Consider the following 16044-nt stretch of genomic DNA (forward strand, 5'->3'; position numbering starts at 1 on the left):
ATTTTATTCCCAAGGGTGATTTTTATTGACCCGTAAAAAACGATTTCACCGATGAACTTTTCCGCTCTGCGATGACCTGCCGCCATCTTTCCGAGGACCAGCCATGCAACACGAAAAGAACCCGTTCATTCTCAAGATCAGCTGCCCGGCGACGTCAGGCATCGTCGCCGCCGTTACCTCCTACCTCGCGGAAAACGGCTGCTACATCGGAGAAATGGCACAGTTTGACGATGAGTTCAGCGGCAAATTCTTCATGCGGGCGGTGTTTCGCTTCAACGACGGCCACGACGGCGACATTGACCAGCTCAAGCACGCGTTCCAGGCCGTCGCCGACGGCTTCGACATGCACTGGGAGCTCTTCGATAGCCGTGAACCGATGCGCGTGCTGCTGATGGTCAGCAAATTCGACCATTGCCTGACCGACCTGCTCTACCGCTACCACAAGGGCGAGATGGACATGACCATCACGGCCATCGTCTCGAACCATCTGGACCTGCGGCCGATGGCCGAACGAGAAGGCATTCGCTTCATCTACCTGCCAGTGACCAAGGACACCAAGGCGCAGCAGGAAGCCGAGTTGATGAAGGTCATTGATGAAACCCGTACCGATCTGGTGGTACTCGCCCGCTACATGCAGGTCCTCTCCGACGACCTGTGCCGGCAACTGTCGGGCCGGGCAATCAATATCCACCACTCGTTCCTGCCCGGCTTCAAGGGTGCCAAGCCTTACCACCAGGCCTACCAACGCGGGGTAAAGCTGATCGGTGCAACCGCCCACTACGTCACCAGCGATCTGGATGAAGGCCCGATCATCGAGCAGGAGGTCCAGCGGGTCGACCATGTCTACCAGCCGGACGATCTGGTAGCCACCGGACGGGACACCGAAACCGTCGCCCTCTCCAAGGCGGTGAAATACCACCTGGAACACCGGGTTTTCCTTAACAACGACAGAACGGTGATCTTCCGATGAGCCCGCTGAAACTGATTGATGGCAAGGCCGCTGCCGCACAGGTGCTGCAACAGGTGCGCGAAGACGTCCGAACGCTGAAAGCCGACGGTATTGAACCTGCACTGGCGGTGATCCTGGTAGGCGAGGACCCGGCCAGCCAAGTCTATGTACGCAACAAAATCCTGCGGGCAGAGGAAGCCGGTATCCGCTCGCTGGAGTACCGACTACCCGCCACCACCGGCGAAACCGAGCTGTTGGCATTGATCGGCAAGCTCAACGACGACCCGCAGGTACATGGTTTGCTCCTGCAACTGCCATTGCCGCCACACATCGAGGAAACCCGGGCCCTGCAAGCCATTGCGCCGAGCAAGGACGTCGACGGCTTTCACAGCGAGAACGTCGGTGGCCTGAGCCAGGGCCGCGACGTGCTGACACCTTGCACGCCCAGCGGCTGCCTGTACCTGCTTGAGCAGGTCCTTGGCGACCTGAGTGGCAAACACGCCGTGGTAATCGGTCGCTCGAACATCGTCGGCAAGCCCATGGCCGCCCTGCTGCTCAAGGCCCATTGCTCGGTGACCGTGGTTCACTCGCGCAGTGCCGACGCCAAAGCCTTGTGCCAGCTCGCCGACATTGTCATCGCCGCCGTCGGGCGACCACGGCTCATCGATGGTTCGTGGCTCAAGGAGGGCGCCGTGGTCATTGATGTCGGCATCAACCGCATTGATGACCACGGTCGCAGCCGACTGGTCGGCGATGTCGATTTTGACAGTGCCCTGCCCAAGGTTGCCGCGATTACGCCGGTGCCTGGCGGTGTGGGCCCAATGACCATCGCCTTCTTGATGAAAAACACCGTGATCGCTGCCCGGCAGCAAGCCCAACGCAGCCAGTCGGAGGCCGTATGCCTTTCAACCTACTGAAATACGGGCTGAGTTCGGAGTACCCGGTGGAGGTCGACTTGCCGGCCCCAAAAGCCCTCAAGCCTGCCTACGACGTGGTCATCATCGGCGGCGGCGGTCATGGACTGGCAACGGCGTATTACCTTTCCCGATACCACGGCATCAACAACATTGCCGTACTGGAAAAGTCATACCTGGGCGGTGGCAACACCGCTCGCAACACCGCCGTGATTCGCTCCAACTACCTGACCAGCGAGGGCGTCAAGTTCTACGCCGAGTCGGTCAAGATGTTCCAGGGCCTGTCCAACGAATTTGACTTCAACATCATGTATTCGGAACGCGGCCAACTGACCCTGGCCCACACCGACGCCACCGTGCGTGCATTCCGCCAGCGTGCCGAGGTGAACAAGCACTTCGGCGGGCGAACCGAAATGATTGATCGCCAGCAGATCCGCGAACTGGTGCCTACCTTGAACCTGGACCCAGGGCACCTGCCGGTACTGGCCGGCCTCTGGCACATCGACGGTGCGACAGCGCGTCACGATGCGGTGGCCTGGGGCTACGCCAAGCAGGCAGCCAAACGGGGAGTGGAAATCCATCAGTTGACCGAAGTCCAGGAACTGGTCATCGAAAACGGCACGATCAGCGCGGTGAAAACCAACCGCGGCACGGTGCGCTGTGGCTGCGTCGTGCAAGCCGTGGCAGGCATGAGCTCGCAGATGATGAAAAAGGCCGGTATTCGCTCGCCCATCCAGACCTTTCCCCTGCAAGCGATGGTCACTCAGCCGTTCAAGCCCTTCCTTGATCCGTTGGTGAGCTCTTCGGCCCTGCACTGCTACGTGCAGCAGACCGGTCGTGGCGAAGTGGTGTTTGGGGGTGGCTCGGACCCTTATCCCCTGTTCAACACCCGCTCGACGCTCGACCTCAAGGAAAGCCTGCTGGCCCACGCCATCGAAATGTTCCCGTTCCTGGCCAACGCCAAACTGATGCGCCAATGGGCCGGAATCACCGACATGACCCCGGACTACAGCCCGATCATGGGGTTGTCCCCGGTGAAGAACTATTACCTGGACGCCGGCTGGGGCACCTGGGGTTTCAAGTCCACGCCCATCTGCGGCAAGACCATGGCCGAGCTGGTCGCCAGTGGCGGCAAGGTACCGGACCTGATCAAACCGTTCAGCCTGGAGCGTTTCTCGACCTTTGCCCAAGTCAACGAAATGGGCGCCACGGCAGCCAGCCACTAACAGGAGAGCGTGAGATGAAAGTCATGATTTGCCCGCTCAATGGGCCTCGCAACATCAGCGAGTTCACCTACGGTGGCGAGTTCAAGCCAATGCCGAACCCAAACACCTGCAGCGACAGTGAATGGGCGGCCTATGTCTTCAACAGCGAAGACACCCTCGGCGTGGTTCGCGAATGGTGGATGCACAGCCCCTCCAGCTACTGGTTCCTGGCTGAACGCCACACCGTCACTGACGAGATCATCCGGACCTTCGACCCACGGGAACTGTTCAGCACGCGGGTTGAGTTCACTGCCGCGCAACCGCAGGAGATCGCAGGATGAGCCTCCCCAATCGCCTTCCAGCTCCCATGGGCCTGCTGATCGATCGCAATCAGCCGCTGACCTTCAGCTTTGATGGCACCGCCTATCAGGGCCTTCAGGGTGACAGCATCGCTAGCGCCCTGCTCGCCAACGGCCGTTTTCTGCTGTCACGCTCGTTCAAGTACCACCGCCCACGCGGCCCACTGAGCATGGCCGGGCAAGATGCCAACAGCCTGATCCAGTTGCCCCACGAACCCAATGTCCTGGCCGACTGCCAGCCGTTGACGCAAGGCCTTGAAGCCAGCGGGCAAAACTTCAACGGCTCGCTGGAGCACGACAAGGACGCCTACCTGGGCAAGTTCTCCAAGTTCATGCCGGTGGGGTTCTACTACCGTTCGTTCTACAAGCCCAAGGGCATGTGGAAAATCTGGGAGCCGATCATCCGCAAAAAGGCCGGCCTTGGCGTACTCGACCTCGACTTCAAGCCCGAGTACTACGACAAGGCCTACCTGTTCGCCGACCTTGCGGTGATCGGTGCAGGCCCGGCCGGTCTGCAAGCTGCCCTGACTGCCGCCAATGCCGGTGCCAAGGTGTTGCTGGTTGAACAGCAATCGATTCTCGGCGGCTCGCTGAACTATGCCCGTTTCGACATCGACAACCGACGCGCCAACACCCTGCGCAACCAGTTGATCGAGGCGGTCCAACAGCATGCCAACATCCGCATCCTTACCCAGGCCACCTGCAACGGCTGGTTTGCCGACAACTATCTGCCCGTGATTCAAGGCAAGCGCCTGTACAAGGTCCGCGCCAGCCAGTGCCTGATCTGCAGCGGCTCATTCGACCAGCCCGTCATCTTCCGCAACAACGACCTGCCGGGTGTAATGCTGACCAGTGCAGCCCAGCGCCTGATGAAACTGTATGCCGTGAAACCCGGCAAACGCGCCGTGGTGCTCACCGGCAACGACGACGGCTACCTGGCCGCCCTCGACCTGTATGAGCAAGGCGTTGAAGTTGCCGCACTGGTGGACCTGCGAAGTGGTCCGGGCAATCGCGATCTGCTGGTCGCGCTGGAGCAACGCAGTATCCGCTGCCACCTTGCCACGACCGTCTACGAAGCCCTGCACAGCAAAGGCATGCGCCACATTACTGGCGTCGAACTGCGCAGTATCACCGGCCAGGGCCAGGTGGCCAGCCAGGCCTTGACCCTGGACTGCGACCTGCTGTGCATGTCCGGCGGCTACATGCCGGTGTATCAGTTGCTTTGTCAGGCTGGCGGCAAACTGGCCTACAACGACGCATCGGCAGAGTTCACCTTGAGCGGCCTGCCGAACAACCTCGGCGTAGCCGGCTCCGCCAATGGCCGGCATACCCTGGACAACGTCCTGGCCGATGCCACCAATGCCACCGCCACGGCCCTGGCTGCGTTGGCATTACCCTACCCGGCGCAGCAATCGTTCAAGGCCGAAGCGCGGGTCAACTTCCCTTGGCCGATCTTCCCTCATCCCAAGGGCAAGGACTTTGTCGATTTCGACGAAGACCTGCAGGTCAATGACATCATCAACGCAACCCGGATCGGCTACCGCGATATCCAGCTGGTCAAACGTTACTCCACCGTCGGCATGGGCCCGTCCCAGGGCCGTCACTCGGCGTTGCCCACGGCTCGCCTGGTCGCGGCTTCGACACAGCGCAGCATCAGTGAAACCGGAATAACCACTGCCCGCCCACCCTTCGAGGCAGAAAAACTGGCCCACGTCGCCGGGCGGGCCTTCGACCCCTTCAGGCAAACGCCCATGCACGCACAGCATCTGGCTGCCGGCGCGAAGATGATGCCTGCCGGCATCTGGCAACGCCCTGCCTACTACGGCAAGACCAGCGAACGCGAGCGGTGCATGCAGGAAGAGGCACTGCACGTACGCACCAAAGTCGGCCTGATCGATGTGTCCACGCTCGGTGGCCTGGATGTGCGCGGGCCGGACGCCGGCGAGTTGCTCAACCGCCTCTACACCTTTGCCTTCCTCAAGCAACCGGTGGGCCGCTCACGCTATGCGCTGATGACCAACGAGCAAGGGGTGGTGATTGACGATGGTGTCTGCGCACGCTTTGCCGAGCAGCACTTCTACGTCACCGCCACCACCAGCGGCGTCGATCGCATCTACCAGCAGATGCTCAAGTGGAACGCCCAATGGCGCCTGAACGTCGATATTGCCAACGTCACTGCGGCCCTGTCGGCCGTGAACCTGGCCGGGCCGGATGCGCGCAAGGTATTGCAAACGCTCTGCACCGACATTGACCTGTCCAGCGCGGGCTTCCCTTACCTGGGGGTGCGCCAGGGCACGGTCGCCGGCATCAAGGCCCGCGTGCTGCGGGTCGGCTTCGTCGGTGAACTGGGCTACGAGATTCACGTGCCGTCACGCCATGGCGCGGCCCTCTGGCAGGCCTTGATGAACGCCGGCAAGGACTACGACATCCGTCCCTTCGGTGTCGAGGCACAGCGCCTGCTGCGCCTGGAAAAAGGCCATGTGATCATCAGCCAGGACACCGACGGCATGACCCATCCCGACGAAATCGACATGGGTTGGGCGATCAACCGGACCAAGCCATTCTTCGTGGGCCGCCGTTCACTGGACATCCTCCAAGCACAACCGGCAAAACGCAAACTGGTCGGTTTCACCCTGCCCAAGGGCAGCCCTAAACCACTGGAAGGCCACTTGGTACTGAACGGCCCCGACATCAGCGGCAACGTCACCTCCTGCGAACACTCGCAGACCCTGGGGCAGATCATCGGCCTGGCCTATGCCGCGCCCGAGCAAAGCACACCAGGGCAACAGATTCCCATCCGCGTCGACGGCGGCCTGGTGGTTCAAGCCACAGTGGTGCAGCTGCCGTTCTTCGACCCCGCCAACCAGCGCCAGGAGCTCTGAGCCATGTCTAACCTGCACGCACAGCCCTTACTCGATGTTGGCGCCCTGCAGCAGTGCGCCTTGATTGACCTGACCGCACTGCCCCGAATCGGCTTTCGTGGCACGCACAGCGCCGACTACTTGCGTGTACGCGGTTTCGAGCTGCCCGAAGCGCCCAACCGCGCCGTCCTCCAGGCCGACGGCAGCCAGGTCGCGCGCCTGTCCCAGACCGAGTACCTGCTGCTCGGTGGCTTGGCCGACCAGGGTCAACGCATTGCCGATGAAGAAGTCAGCTGGGAGCTGGACCACAACGCCAACTACCTGCTGCCACGCCAGGACAGCCACGCCTGGCTGCAACTGAGCGGCGCCTGCATCAGCGAGGTCATGGCCAAGCTCTGCGGGGTCGACCTGCGGCCCGAGGTGTTCCCCGTCGGTGCAGTGGCGCAGACCTCGGCGGCGAGGATCAACGTCATCGTGATCAACCTGGGCCCTGTCGGCCTGCCCTGTTTCCAACTGCTGTGTGATCGCGCCTCGCTGGCCTACTTCAAAGATGCCGTGCTGGACGCCATGAGTGAGTTCAACGGTGCCTTGCTGGCGCCTGAAGTGTTGATGGATTAAGCCGCACACGGGCTTGAACGAGGTACAACGCCCGGGTCGCCACCGCTGGCCGACCCGGCTACCCGACGCGCAACACCACTGGAGCTGATGATGCCAAGCCTTGAAAAGGAAACCGACTACAGCGTACCAGCGCTGCAACGTGGGCTCAGTGTGCTGGGGTTGTTCGACGCTCACACCCGCTCGCTGGGTATCAACGACATTGCCGAACAGCTTGGCGTAAGCAATTCGGCGATCTACCGCATTCTCTATACGCTAACCGACATGGGCTACCTGAAAAAGTACAACAATCACTATGAACTGGGCGCCCAGGTCATCTCCACGGGTTTCAGCTACCTGGCCAGCCGCGACATTGTCGAAATCGCCATGCCGCACCTCAATGCACTGCGTGACAGCACGTCCCTTTCATGCCACTTGAGCACCCGGGAAGGCACCGACAGCCTGTACCTCTACCGAGCCTTTGCCGCCCAACGCTTATCAGTGAACATCCCGATTGGCACACGTATCGCCTGCCATTGCACCGCGATGGGTCGCGTGCTGCTAAGCGACCTGAGCACCGCGCAACTGCGCCTGCTGTACCAGCATGTGCGCCTTGATGACTACCCGGCACCAGCGCCGCGCACCCTGCCGGAACTGGAACAGCTCACAGCCGTGGACCGCGAGCGGCAATGGGTCGTGCATCGCTCGGACTATTCGACGGCTATCGCCACCGGCGTACGCGATCACACCGGGCGTATCAGCGCAGCAATCAACCTGTCCGGCCCCGATGCGATCATGGACCCGGCCGGCACGCAGGCACGCTTTACCGAGTTGCTGATGCACTGCGCACTGAAGATCAGCGAAGAGCTCGGCTATCGCAAGACAAACACCCCGCAAGGTATCAGCACAACGGGCACACTCTAGGCCGCATCCCGTTGCCGGGCATTGCTACTTACCTCAAACAGCCCTACCAGCTTCTGCAGCTTGTTGGCATCGAGCCTGACGGTTTCCGCGCTGGTCTGCAGCACGGTGACGGTCTGGCGCATTTGCGCAGACGACTGATCGACCTGCTTGATGGTCTTGCCGTAGTCCAGGCTGCGCTGATTCAGTTGCTGAATGATCGCGAACATGTTTTCCACGGCCTGGTGCAGTTGCACGTTTTCCGAAGACGCCTCTTCAGCCAGGCGCAGGCTGTTGTCGACATCCTTGACCCCATCCTCCATAAAACCAACCGCCTGCTGCGTTTCGCGTTGCAGCCCTTCGACCATCTGCCGGATATCGTCGGCTGCCTTCGAGGTACGTGACGCCAAGGTGCGAACTTCATCGGCGACCACGGCAAATCCGCGGCCATGCTCACCGGCGCGCGCCGCCTCGATCGCCGCGTTCAGCGCCAATAGGTTGGTCTGGTTGGTGATATCGCTGATCAGTCCGGTGATGGTGCCAATCTCACCCATGCGGCTGTCGAGCAACTGGACGCTGGAGGACGAGCGCTCGACGACATTGCGAATCGACTGAGTGCCCTTCTGAACCGCCAGAAACTGCTCTCGGGCGCGGGTGACCACTTCATCCATGGCCTGTTTCATCTGCTCGGCACTGGCCGAAGCCTGCTGGATCTCGCCCAACTGGTCTTCGACGATGATCATCATGCTGTGCACCGCCTGGGCAACTTCTTCAGAGGTGAGACTGGCCGCCTGGCTACGCCCCAGCATCAGCTGATTGGTCTTGCCGACACTTTGGCTGGCCTTGATCACCTGCCCGACGACGGCGTCCAGATGGTCGATGAAACTGTTGATCCAGCGCCCCATGTCACCGGTCTCATCGTTGGCCATGCGCGACGAGTCGAGGCGCTGGCGCAGGTTGCCCTCGCCTTCGGCGATGGTTCTGATGACGCCGGTCATTTCATTCAGGCGTGCCGCCAGGCGCCTAGGGCCCAATGAACGGAACAACAACGCCGCAGCCAACATGCTCGACATCTCGCAGAGGTCAATCAGGCCCTGGGAAAGACCGCTGTAATGCTGGATCAGGTAGTTGCAGCCAAACAGGCCTGCCATGGTTGCCAGGTAAGGCTTCATCAGCCCGTAACTCAGCGAGCGGCGGCGGTAGACTTCTTCCAGGTCAGCCTCGCACATCATCCCCCAACGGTCCGGTGAACCGGGCAACTGGAAGGTAACGCCCTTGCCGACCACCGGAATGTGCCGGTAGTCGGAGTAGCCGGGATAGGCGACAAACAGATTGGCGCCGGTGCGGATGGTTTCGCGCACACCAGGGTGCAGCTCCTGGGTCGACGGATCGGTGAAGCGCAGCTCCAGTTCAGTGTGACGCTGCACCTGAACAGTCTTCCAGGGCGTATGCACGCCGCTCTTGAGGTTTTCACCGTGGGTAAAGGTACCGTCTTCGAAGCGCGAGCGTGACAAGGCGACCCCCGGCTGAATTGCCGGATCGAAGCGCGACTGCACCATGAACAGGTAGTTGTCCCCTGACTCGGCAAAAATGTGCCCGGCCTCACGCTGGATCAAATCACCCAATACATCGTTCGGAACCCGTCCACAGAGGCAGCCGAGTACTTTGCCGTCGACCTTCAGGGGTTGATAGAACATCAGCGTGACTTCGTCATGAAAACGCGACGATGAAGGGCCAATCTGCAACGTCAGTGGGTCGCTGTAGGGGCCGTGCAGGAACGCTGCCTGCAACCCGGCGGCAAGGGCCTTGGCATTGCACGGCGACCGCCCGGCATGGCCATTCCAGGTCGAGGCAATCACCGCACCACTGGGGTCGACGACAAACAGTTCGGAAAAGTCTTCAGCCTGGGCCAGCTTCTCCAGCAACAGGCCCGGGCCAGGCTGGCCACCGTCGCGGCTCAAGGTAGCCGCCAGTTCAGCCAAATGGTCCCACTGCTCCCGCGCCCAGTTCTGCAGCAGCTTCACCCGGGTTTCGGCGATGGCTTCGAATGTCTGCTCAATCACCGGGTAAGCCGATCGATTGAGACGGCAAGACCACTTCATGGCCAGTTTTCCGGTCTTGCCAAACCAGGGCAACCAGCGTTTTTCGGCGGAGGATAACTGCATGGAATTGCTTGATAGCGACATTCACTTCTCCAGCTGCGACATTGGGCATCGAACCTGGAAGCAATTACCACGCCATGTTGAAAGCATGCTAACGATCAAACCTGAAAGAAACTGTCGATTTATGGCATCTATCCGTGCATATCCTCCAAAAAATATAGAATTTACAGCGTAATTTTCCGAAAAAAATAATAGCCAATAGCCCTCACCCGGCACCCAACGCGCAGCGCCAAGGGAGGCCCTTCGCGCATCAAAACGGTGCGTAAAGCGCTCCGCGCTCACTGACGGGGCATATGAAATCCTGAGAGAGGCGAGTCGACGCCATCAGCGTTCGATAATCGCACAAATCCCGTTTTACACGCTCAAGATCAACAGCCCGCCCAGAGATACAGAAGCAGCGGATCACTCTGATAACAACAATCCAGACGCGCCACTTCCCGCCCGGGATGGCCGAAGCATCCGCTGAAATTCTTTCGATCTTTGGAGCGATCGCCATGTTTCGTCATCTTAAAATCCGTACCGGGATGTGCTGGGTACTGCTGCTGTTTGTTCTGGCGCTGCTGTTCTCTACTGTCAACGCGTGGCGAGCAGCCGAACGAAGCGACGCCCATATCAGAGAGCTGCACAGTACTGCGCTGCAGGCCGACAGGCTCAACAACGCCTTGCTGCTGGCCATCCGTGCAAGTGCCAACGTGTCCTCAGCATTCATTGAAGACATCGGCGGGCAAAAGGACGCTGCCAAAGCCCGGCTCGTCCGCTCGGAGGATATCTGGCGTTCCGCCCTGGAAAAGATCGACAACTTTTCGTCCACCCTGTTAACCCCCGCGGACAGGGCCCTGGGCCTGCAGCTTGAAGCCTCGTTCAGCGAGTACGGCAAGGCCATCGAAGGGCAGCGCACAGCGGCGCGGGCGAATGATCTGGCGGGCTATTTCCGCGTCAACGCAGAGGCTTCAACAGCCATGGGCAAACTGCAGGAACAGCGCACAAGCATGATGCAGTCGCTGAACAGCCGCAGTGAAGCGCTGATGGCCGAGGCCAGTGTGAAACTCAAGCACGCGCAGATCACCGCCGGGGTACTGGTGGCCCTGACCGTGCTGCTCGCGGTGCTCTGCTGGGTGTTTATCGCAGGCCGCGTCTTGAGCCCGCTGGAGCGTGCAGGCCAGCATTTCAAACGTATTGCCAATGGCAACCTGCGCGAACCCATTGAGGTCGACAGCCAGAACGAGATCGGCCTGTTGTTCAGCGAACTGCAGCGCATGCAGGAGAGCCAGCGCCACACCATCATCCAGATCAGTACCTCGGCAGCGCAACTTGCCGCCGCCGCGACACAACTCAATGCCGTCACCGAAGAAACCAACCGGGGTTTGCAGCAGCAGGACCACGAACTGGAGCAAGCCGCTACCGCCGTGACCGAAATGACGACCGCGGTGGAAGAAGTCGCCCGTAATGCGGTATCGACCTCCGAGGCCGCCACCCACTCCAATAGCCTCTCCGCCCAAAGCCGGCAGCAGGTCAGAGGCACAATCGACGGCACCCAGGCCATGGCCGACGACATCAGGCAAAGCGCCGGGCACATCCAAAAGCTTGCGGGGCAGATTCTGGAGATAGGCAAGGTACTGGACGTGATTCGCAGTATCTCCGAGCAAACCAACCTGCTCGCACTCAACGCGGCAATCGAAGCCGCACGGGCGGGTGAAGCCGGGCGGGGCTTTGCAGTGGTAGCCGATGAAGTCCGTACCCTCGCCTATCGCACCCAGGAGTCGACACGCGAGATCGAGCAGATGATCAGCAACGTGCAAAGCGGCACCGAGACTGCCGTACAGTCAATGCGCTCAAGCACCGAGAAAGCCCAGGCCAACCTGTCCATCACCCAGGCGTGCGGCGAAGTGCTGGAGTCCATCTACACGGCGATTGGCGAAATCAATGAACGCAACCTGGTGATTGCCAGCGCGGCACAGGAACAATCGCAGGTGGCCCGGGAGGTCGATAGCAACCTGTTGAACATTCGTAACCTGTCAATGCAGTCAGCGGCGGGGGCTTCGCAAACCAACGCGGCGAGCAATGAACTGTCGCGTCTGGCGGCAGAGTTGAGTGCGGTGGTCGCCAGGTTTGATACCTAGCACGGGCATCGTACTCACTTTTCCTCCGAAGAAGGCCAAGACAAAGCCCGACGTGATCGTCGGGCTCTTGCCCGCGTGCCTCAGTGAGGACCATGCATACTGGTCGAGCCTTGCGTCAGACGCTTGAGCACGACCACCATCAAGCCGCCGACCATCAACATCGCCGCGAGAAACAACGGATAGGCAATCCACCAGGGGACGCCCGAGGTCATCATGCTGAATTCGGACATGCCACCAACGCTGGCGATCAGGTTGAGTGGCAAGAAGACCACATTGATCAATGTGAGTTTGCGCAACAGGTTGTTCATGCTGTTGTTCATCAGATTGCCACGTGCATCGATCAAGCCGGAAAACACCCTCGAATAGATTTCCGCTTGCTTGCTGCACTGGTTGTTTTCGATGATCAAATCGTCGATAAGCGCGATTGCCTCAGCGCCAAAGTGCTCTTTCTCGGCATGGTTGCGCAGGCGAGTCAGGACCGCGCCGTTGCTGTGAATAGCGTTGATGTAGTAGATCAGGCTCTCACTGAGGTTGAACATCTGAATCAGATGTTGGTTCTCCATGGAAGCGTTGAACTTTTTTTGCAACTCTCGGGCAACCATCTTGATGACCTTCAGGTGATCGAGATAGTGATGGAGGTTGTTGAACAGCATGTCCAGCAACACATCCAGTGGTGTGTGCAAGGGTTGCCGATCACCCAGCCCGCTCAACTGTGAGTCATCGGTGGCAATTACCAGCAAGCGCGTTTTCGAGAACAGCAATCCGAATGACGACACCTCGAAAGCGAGGCTTTCGGCACCCGAGTAACTCTCTGGACGCTTCCAGATCAAGAACAGGTTTTCCGGGTGAAACTCGATGCGCGAGACCTCGTCCGGATCTAGTGCAGAAGCCAGCGCGTGATCGTCCAGCTTGAAATCGCTTCGCAGCAGATCCCGTTCAGCAACATCGGGATTGCTGAACAACATCACCTCGGCATCGATGCGTTCAACCGGTATCAGCGCCCCATGGGCGAGTTGAAAACTCTTGATCACTTCTGTCCTCTACCGCTATCGACTACGGAAGCTCGGTATATAGCAGGGTTTGCCAGAGAACACCTACTCACCACGCCTGACCGCGACGCTTGAGTTCGAGGCGGCGGATAAACTCTTCCAGGATCAGCGCGTAGAGATCGTCTTGCAAATAGGCATCTTCAATACCCGCATCCAGGTTGGGATTGTCATTGACTTCGATCACCACCACGTTGTCACCCGATTGCTTCAGGTCGACGCCGTAGAGACCGTCTCCGATCAGGTTCGCGGTCTTCACCGCCAGATCAACCACTGCACGTGGTGCCTCATGTACCGCCAGGGTGCGGCACTCACCGTTAACATCCTGGCCTTTGGCTTTGTGGTTGTAGATCTGCCAGTGTCCCTTGGACATGAAGTACTGGCAGGCGAATATCGGCTTGCGATTGAGCACCCCGATCCGCCAGTCATACTCGGTGTAGAAGTACTCTTGGGCGAGCAACAGCACCGAGTGCTCAAACAGCTGTGCGGTAGCTTTCAACAGCTCTTCCTGGCTTTGCACCTTGACGACCCCGCGTGAAAAACAACCATCGGGGATTTTCAGCACCAGGGGAAAGCCCAAGCGCTCACTCACCAGTTCAAAATCCTGAGGCCGATCCTTGTAGAGAATTTCGGTAACCGGCATCCCCAACTGGTGGCTCTTGAGCAGATCCGTCAGGTACACCTTGTTGGTACAGCGAAGGATTGACGTTGGATCGTCCATCACCACCAGACCTTCGCTTTCTGCCTTCTTGGCAAAGCGATAGGTGTGGTTATCGATACTGGTGGTTTCGCGAATCAACAGGGCGTCATATTCGGCGATGCGCGAGTAGTCTTTCTTTTCGATCAGTTCGACATCAATGCCCAGTCCTTTGCCCACCCGGATAAAACGCTCCAGTGCTTTAGTGTTGGAAGGTGGCAACGCTTCTTGCGGGTCATGCAATATGGCCAGGTCATAGCGTGCCACCCGCCGTGATCGTGGTACTCGCCAAATCTTGCGACTGAAACGGTCCAACGCGTTGGCAAACTGATCTTCCTGATCTTCGCGCAGCTTGTGTAACGCGCCGAACTTAATGCCTTCAATACGCCAGTTCGTGCTTTTACGAAACTCGACGTGAAGAATCGGGCAAGGAAATATTTCGAATATTTGCCGTGCCAGCTCCTGAAGCGGTTCCAGGCTGGTCGTACCAAAGTACAGGGTTAGGGTGAACCCCTCGGTATTACTGTAAACGTGGTTAATCAATGCCCTGTCGATTGTTCTGCCTAGGTCATCAAGTGCTACACCGTACAATGACTTACGGGTCAGCTCGCTCATAGTCCGTACGGAGGGAATTACCTTATGACCGCGCGCTTCCGCCAATAATGAGCAGTAATAACCGTGCCCCAGGTACTTGTAGCTGCGGCACAGGTTAATTACTTGAACACGTTTTCCGCCTTCACTTTCCAGGTTTTTTTCGAGGTACTCCTGAGCCGTCATCAGGTCGTCACTTGGAAAATAAGAAGCCCAGTCATCTTTGCGTTCGACAATAATAACCAGCTGACTGGAACCCTGTACCAGGCCAGATGAACAATTAAGTCTCAACATTGCCGCCAACTGCTTTTTCTCTGATACTTCACGCACATCACGTTGTGCTACTGACATTTGAAGAAGTCCGCTAAAAGACAAGTTCCTGTCTATTAAACACGAGCCTTTCAGAAAGTCTCGTTTCGTTACGTAACTTTTACGGCGGCTATATGAACCTGCTATTTCGCAACGCTACGCAAGAAGACTTGAAGCCCCTGCTGGCGCTGGAAAACCAGTGTTTTACCTCTGACCGACTGACGCCACGCAGTTTTCAGTGGATGATCAGCCGCGCCCACGCCAGCTTGATCGTCGCGCAGGCGGGCAGTCAGTTGATGGGGTACTGCCTGGTGCTGTTTCATCGCGGCACCTCTCTGGCCCGACTCTACTCCATAGCCATTGCCACCCACAGTCGAGGCATGGGCCTGGGGAAACAGCTGCTGGACCAGGCTGAACAATGTGCCCTGGCGCACGACTGTGCCTACATGCGCCTGGAAGTCAGGTCGGACAATCCTGTCGCTATCACGCTCTATGAGCGCAACGGATACCGCCGTTTCGCCGAGGTCAACGACTACTACGAAGACCATGCGCAAGCGTTACGCCTGGAGAAGCGGATCCTGCAGCATCGCGAAAGCCGCAAGGTTCCGGTGCCCTACTACCAGCAGACCACTGACTTCACTTGCGGGCCGGCCTGCCTCTTGATGGCCATGTGTGCGCTGCAGCCGAACCGCTTGGCCGAGCGCAGAGAGGAGCTGCAAATTTGGCGAGAGGCCACCACCGTTTTCATGACCTCGGGTCACGGAGGTTGCAGCCCCCAAGGACTGGCGCTGGCGGCATGGCGCCGAGGGTTTCGCGTGCAGCTGCAGGTCAGCATTGACGGTCCGTTGTTTCTCAACAGCGTACGCAACAAACATAAAAAGGAAGTCATACGTCTGGTACACGAAGCGTTCTGCACTGAACTACAGCACAGCGATGTACAACAAATCAGTGGCAACCAGTTGGATCTGGCACGTGTTCTGCGCGACGGAGGCCAACCCTTGGTCCTGATCAGCAGTTATCGCCTGACGCGCTCGAAAGCCCCACATTGGGTGATCGTCACAGACTGCGATGAAGATTTCGTCTACCTGCATGACCCGGACATTGATCACAGCCAGCACCGACAAGCACTCGACTGCCAGCACCTGCCTGTCAGCCATGCGGCATTCGACAAGATGTGCGCCTTTGGCAGCAACAAGTTGCGCGCATACGTAATCCTTTACGCTCGAAAACACGCCAACAGTGAAGTAGCCCCTATGGCGTAATAGGAGACTAAAGTAAGTAGACAACGCTGAGTTTTACAGATTTTTTACGGTCGCCAATCGGATCTGCAACGATAC

At 59.0% G+C, this 16044-nt stretch carries 12 protein-coding genes and 1 pseudogene; 10 read left to right on the top strand and 3 right to left on the bottom strand.

The genetic code is table 11. From position 1 onward, the window contains the following. The first annotated feature begins 103 nt into the window (after positions 1–103). The 7 genes from purU (at position 104) to CYD26_RS05100 (ending at position 7806) form a co-directional block, all read left to right on the top strand. The gene (purU, locus tag CYD26_RS05070) at positions 104–970 is read left to right on the top strand and encodes a formyltetrahydrofolate deformylase (protein ID WP_102051941.1); all 867 of its coding nucleotides are present in this window, start codon (positions 104–106) and stop codon (positions 968–970) included. Continuing rightward, positions 967–1866: a bifunctional methylenetetrahydrofolate dehydrogenase/methenyltetrahydrofolate cyclohydrolase FolD gene (gene folD, locus CYD26_RS05075; RefSeq protein WP_102051942.1), complete on the top strand. Its 900-nt coding sequence runs from the start codon at positions 967–969 to the stop codon at positions 1864–1866. The genes purU and folD overlap by 4 nt, the downstream gene beginning before the upstream one ends. Next, positions 1848–3089 (top strand): FAD-dependent oxidoreductase, encoded by a 1242-nt coding sequence (locus tag CYD26_RS05080; protein WP_099775209.1) that lies wholly within the window; start codon positions 1848–1850, stop codon positions 3087–3089. The genes folD and CYD26_RS05080 overlap by 19 nt, the downstream gene beginning before the upstream one ends. Positions 3090–3103: 14 nt before the next feature. Beyond that, positions 3104–3409, top strand: a complete 306-nt coding sequence (locus CYD26_RS05085) for a sarcosine oxidase subunit delta (RefSeq protein WP_065761534.1) — start codon at positions 3104–3106, stop codon at positions 3407–3409. Further along, positions 3406–6309: a 2Fe-2S iron-sulfur cluster-binding protein gene (locus CYD26_RS05090; RefSeq protein WP_102051943.1), complete on the top strand. Its 2904-nt coding sequence runs from the start codon at positions 3406–3408 to the stop codon at positions 6307–6309. The genes CYD26_RS05085 and CYD26_RS05090 overlap by 4 nt, the downstream gene beginning before the upstream one ends. A gap of 3 nt (positions 6310–6312) precedes the next feature. After that, positions 6313–6906: a sarcosine oxidase subunit gamma gene (locus CYD26_RS05095; RefSeq protein WP_102051944.1), complete on the top strand. Its 594-nt coding sequence runs from the start codon at positions 6313–6315 to the stop codon at positions 6904–6906. A 90-nt stretch (positions 6907–6996) separates the two neighbouring features. Further along, positions 6997–7806, top strand: a complete 810-nt coding sequence (locus tag CYD26_RS05100) for an IclR family transcriptional regulator (RefSeq protein WP_102051945.1) — start codon at positions 6997–6999, stop codon at positions 7804–7806. Here the strand turns inward: CYD26_RS05100 and CYD26_RS05105 are convergent. Further along, positions 7803–9968, bottom strand: a complete 2166-nt coding sequence (locus CYD26_RS05105) for a methyl-accepting chemotaxis protein (RefSeq protein ID WP_102051946.1) — start codon at positions 9966–9968, stop codon at positions 7803–7805. The genes CYD26_RS05100 and CYD26_RS05105 overlap by 4 nt on opposite strands. Before the next feature lie 1001 nt (positions 9969–10969). Here CYD26_RS05105 and CYD26_RS25810 point away from each other — a divergent pair. Both CYD26_RS25810 and CYD26_RS25815 read left to right on the top strand, forming a co-directional pair. Continuing rightward, a pseudogene (locus CYD26_RS25810) lies at positions 10970–11200 on the top strand (HAMP domain-containing protein); the annotation flags it as partial. After that, positions 11201–12064 carry a methyl-accepting chemotaxis protein gene (locus CYD26_RS25815; RefSeq protein WP_371917192.1) on the top strand — a complete coding sequence of 288 codons (864 nt, stop codon included), beginning with the start codon at positions 11201–11203 and terminating at the stop codon, positions 12062–12064. Positions 12065–12144: 80 nt separating this feature from the next. On the opposite strand, the gene CYD26_RS05115 is transcribed toward CYD26_RS25815, so the two are convergent. Together CYD26_RS05115 and CYD26_RS05120 are read right to left on the bottom strand one after the other, a co-directional pair. After that, positions 12145–13095 (bottom strand): magnesium transporter CorA family protein, encoded by a 951-nt coding sequence (locus CYD26_RS05115; protein ID WP_102051948.1) that lies wholly within the window; start codon positions 13093–13095, stop codon positions 12145–12147. 67 nt (positions 13096–13162) lie between these two features. Further along, entirely contained in the window at positions 13163–14692 is a 1530-nt protein-coding gene (locus tag CYD26_RS05120; protein ID WP_256587955.1) for a RimK family protein, read from the bottom strand. A gap of 149 nt (positions 14693–14841) precedes the next feature. On the opposite strand from CYD26_RS05120, the gene CYD26_RS05125 reads away from it, so the two are divergent. Then, positions 14842–15969 carry a GNAT family N-acetyltransferase/peptidase C39 family protein gene (locus CYD26_RS05125; protein ID WP_102051950.1) on the top strand — a complete coding sequence of 376 codons (1128 nt, stop codon included), beginning with the start codon at positions 14842–14844 and terminating at the stop codon, positions 15967–15969. Positions 15970–16044 lie beyond the last annotated feature (75 nt).

The organism is Pseudomonas sp. FFUP_PS_473 (assembly GCF_002858665.1).
Lineage (GTDB): Bacteria > Pseudomonadota > Gammaproteobacteria > Pseudomonadales > Pseudomonadaceae > Aquipseudomonas > Aquipseudomonas defluvii.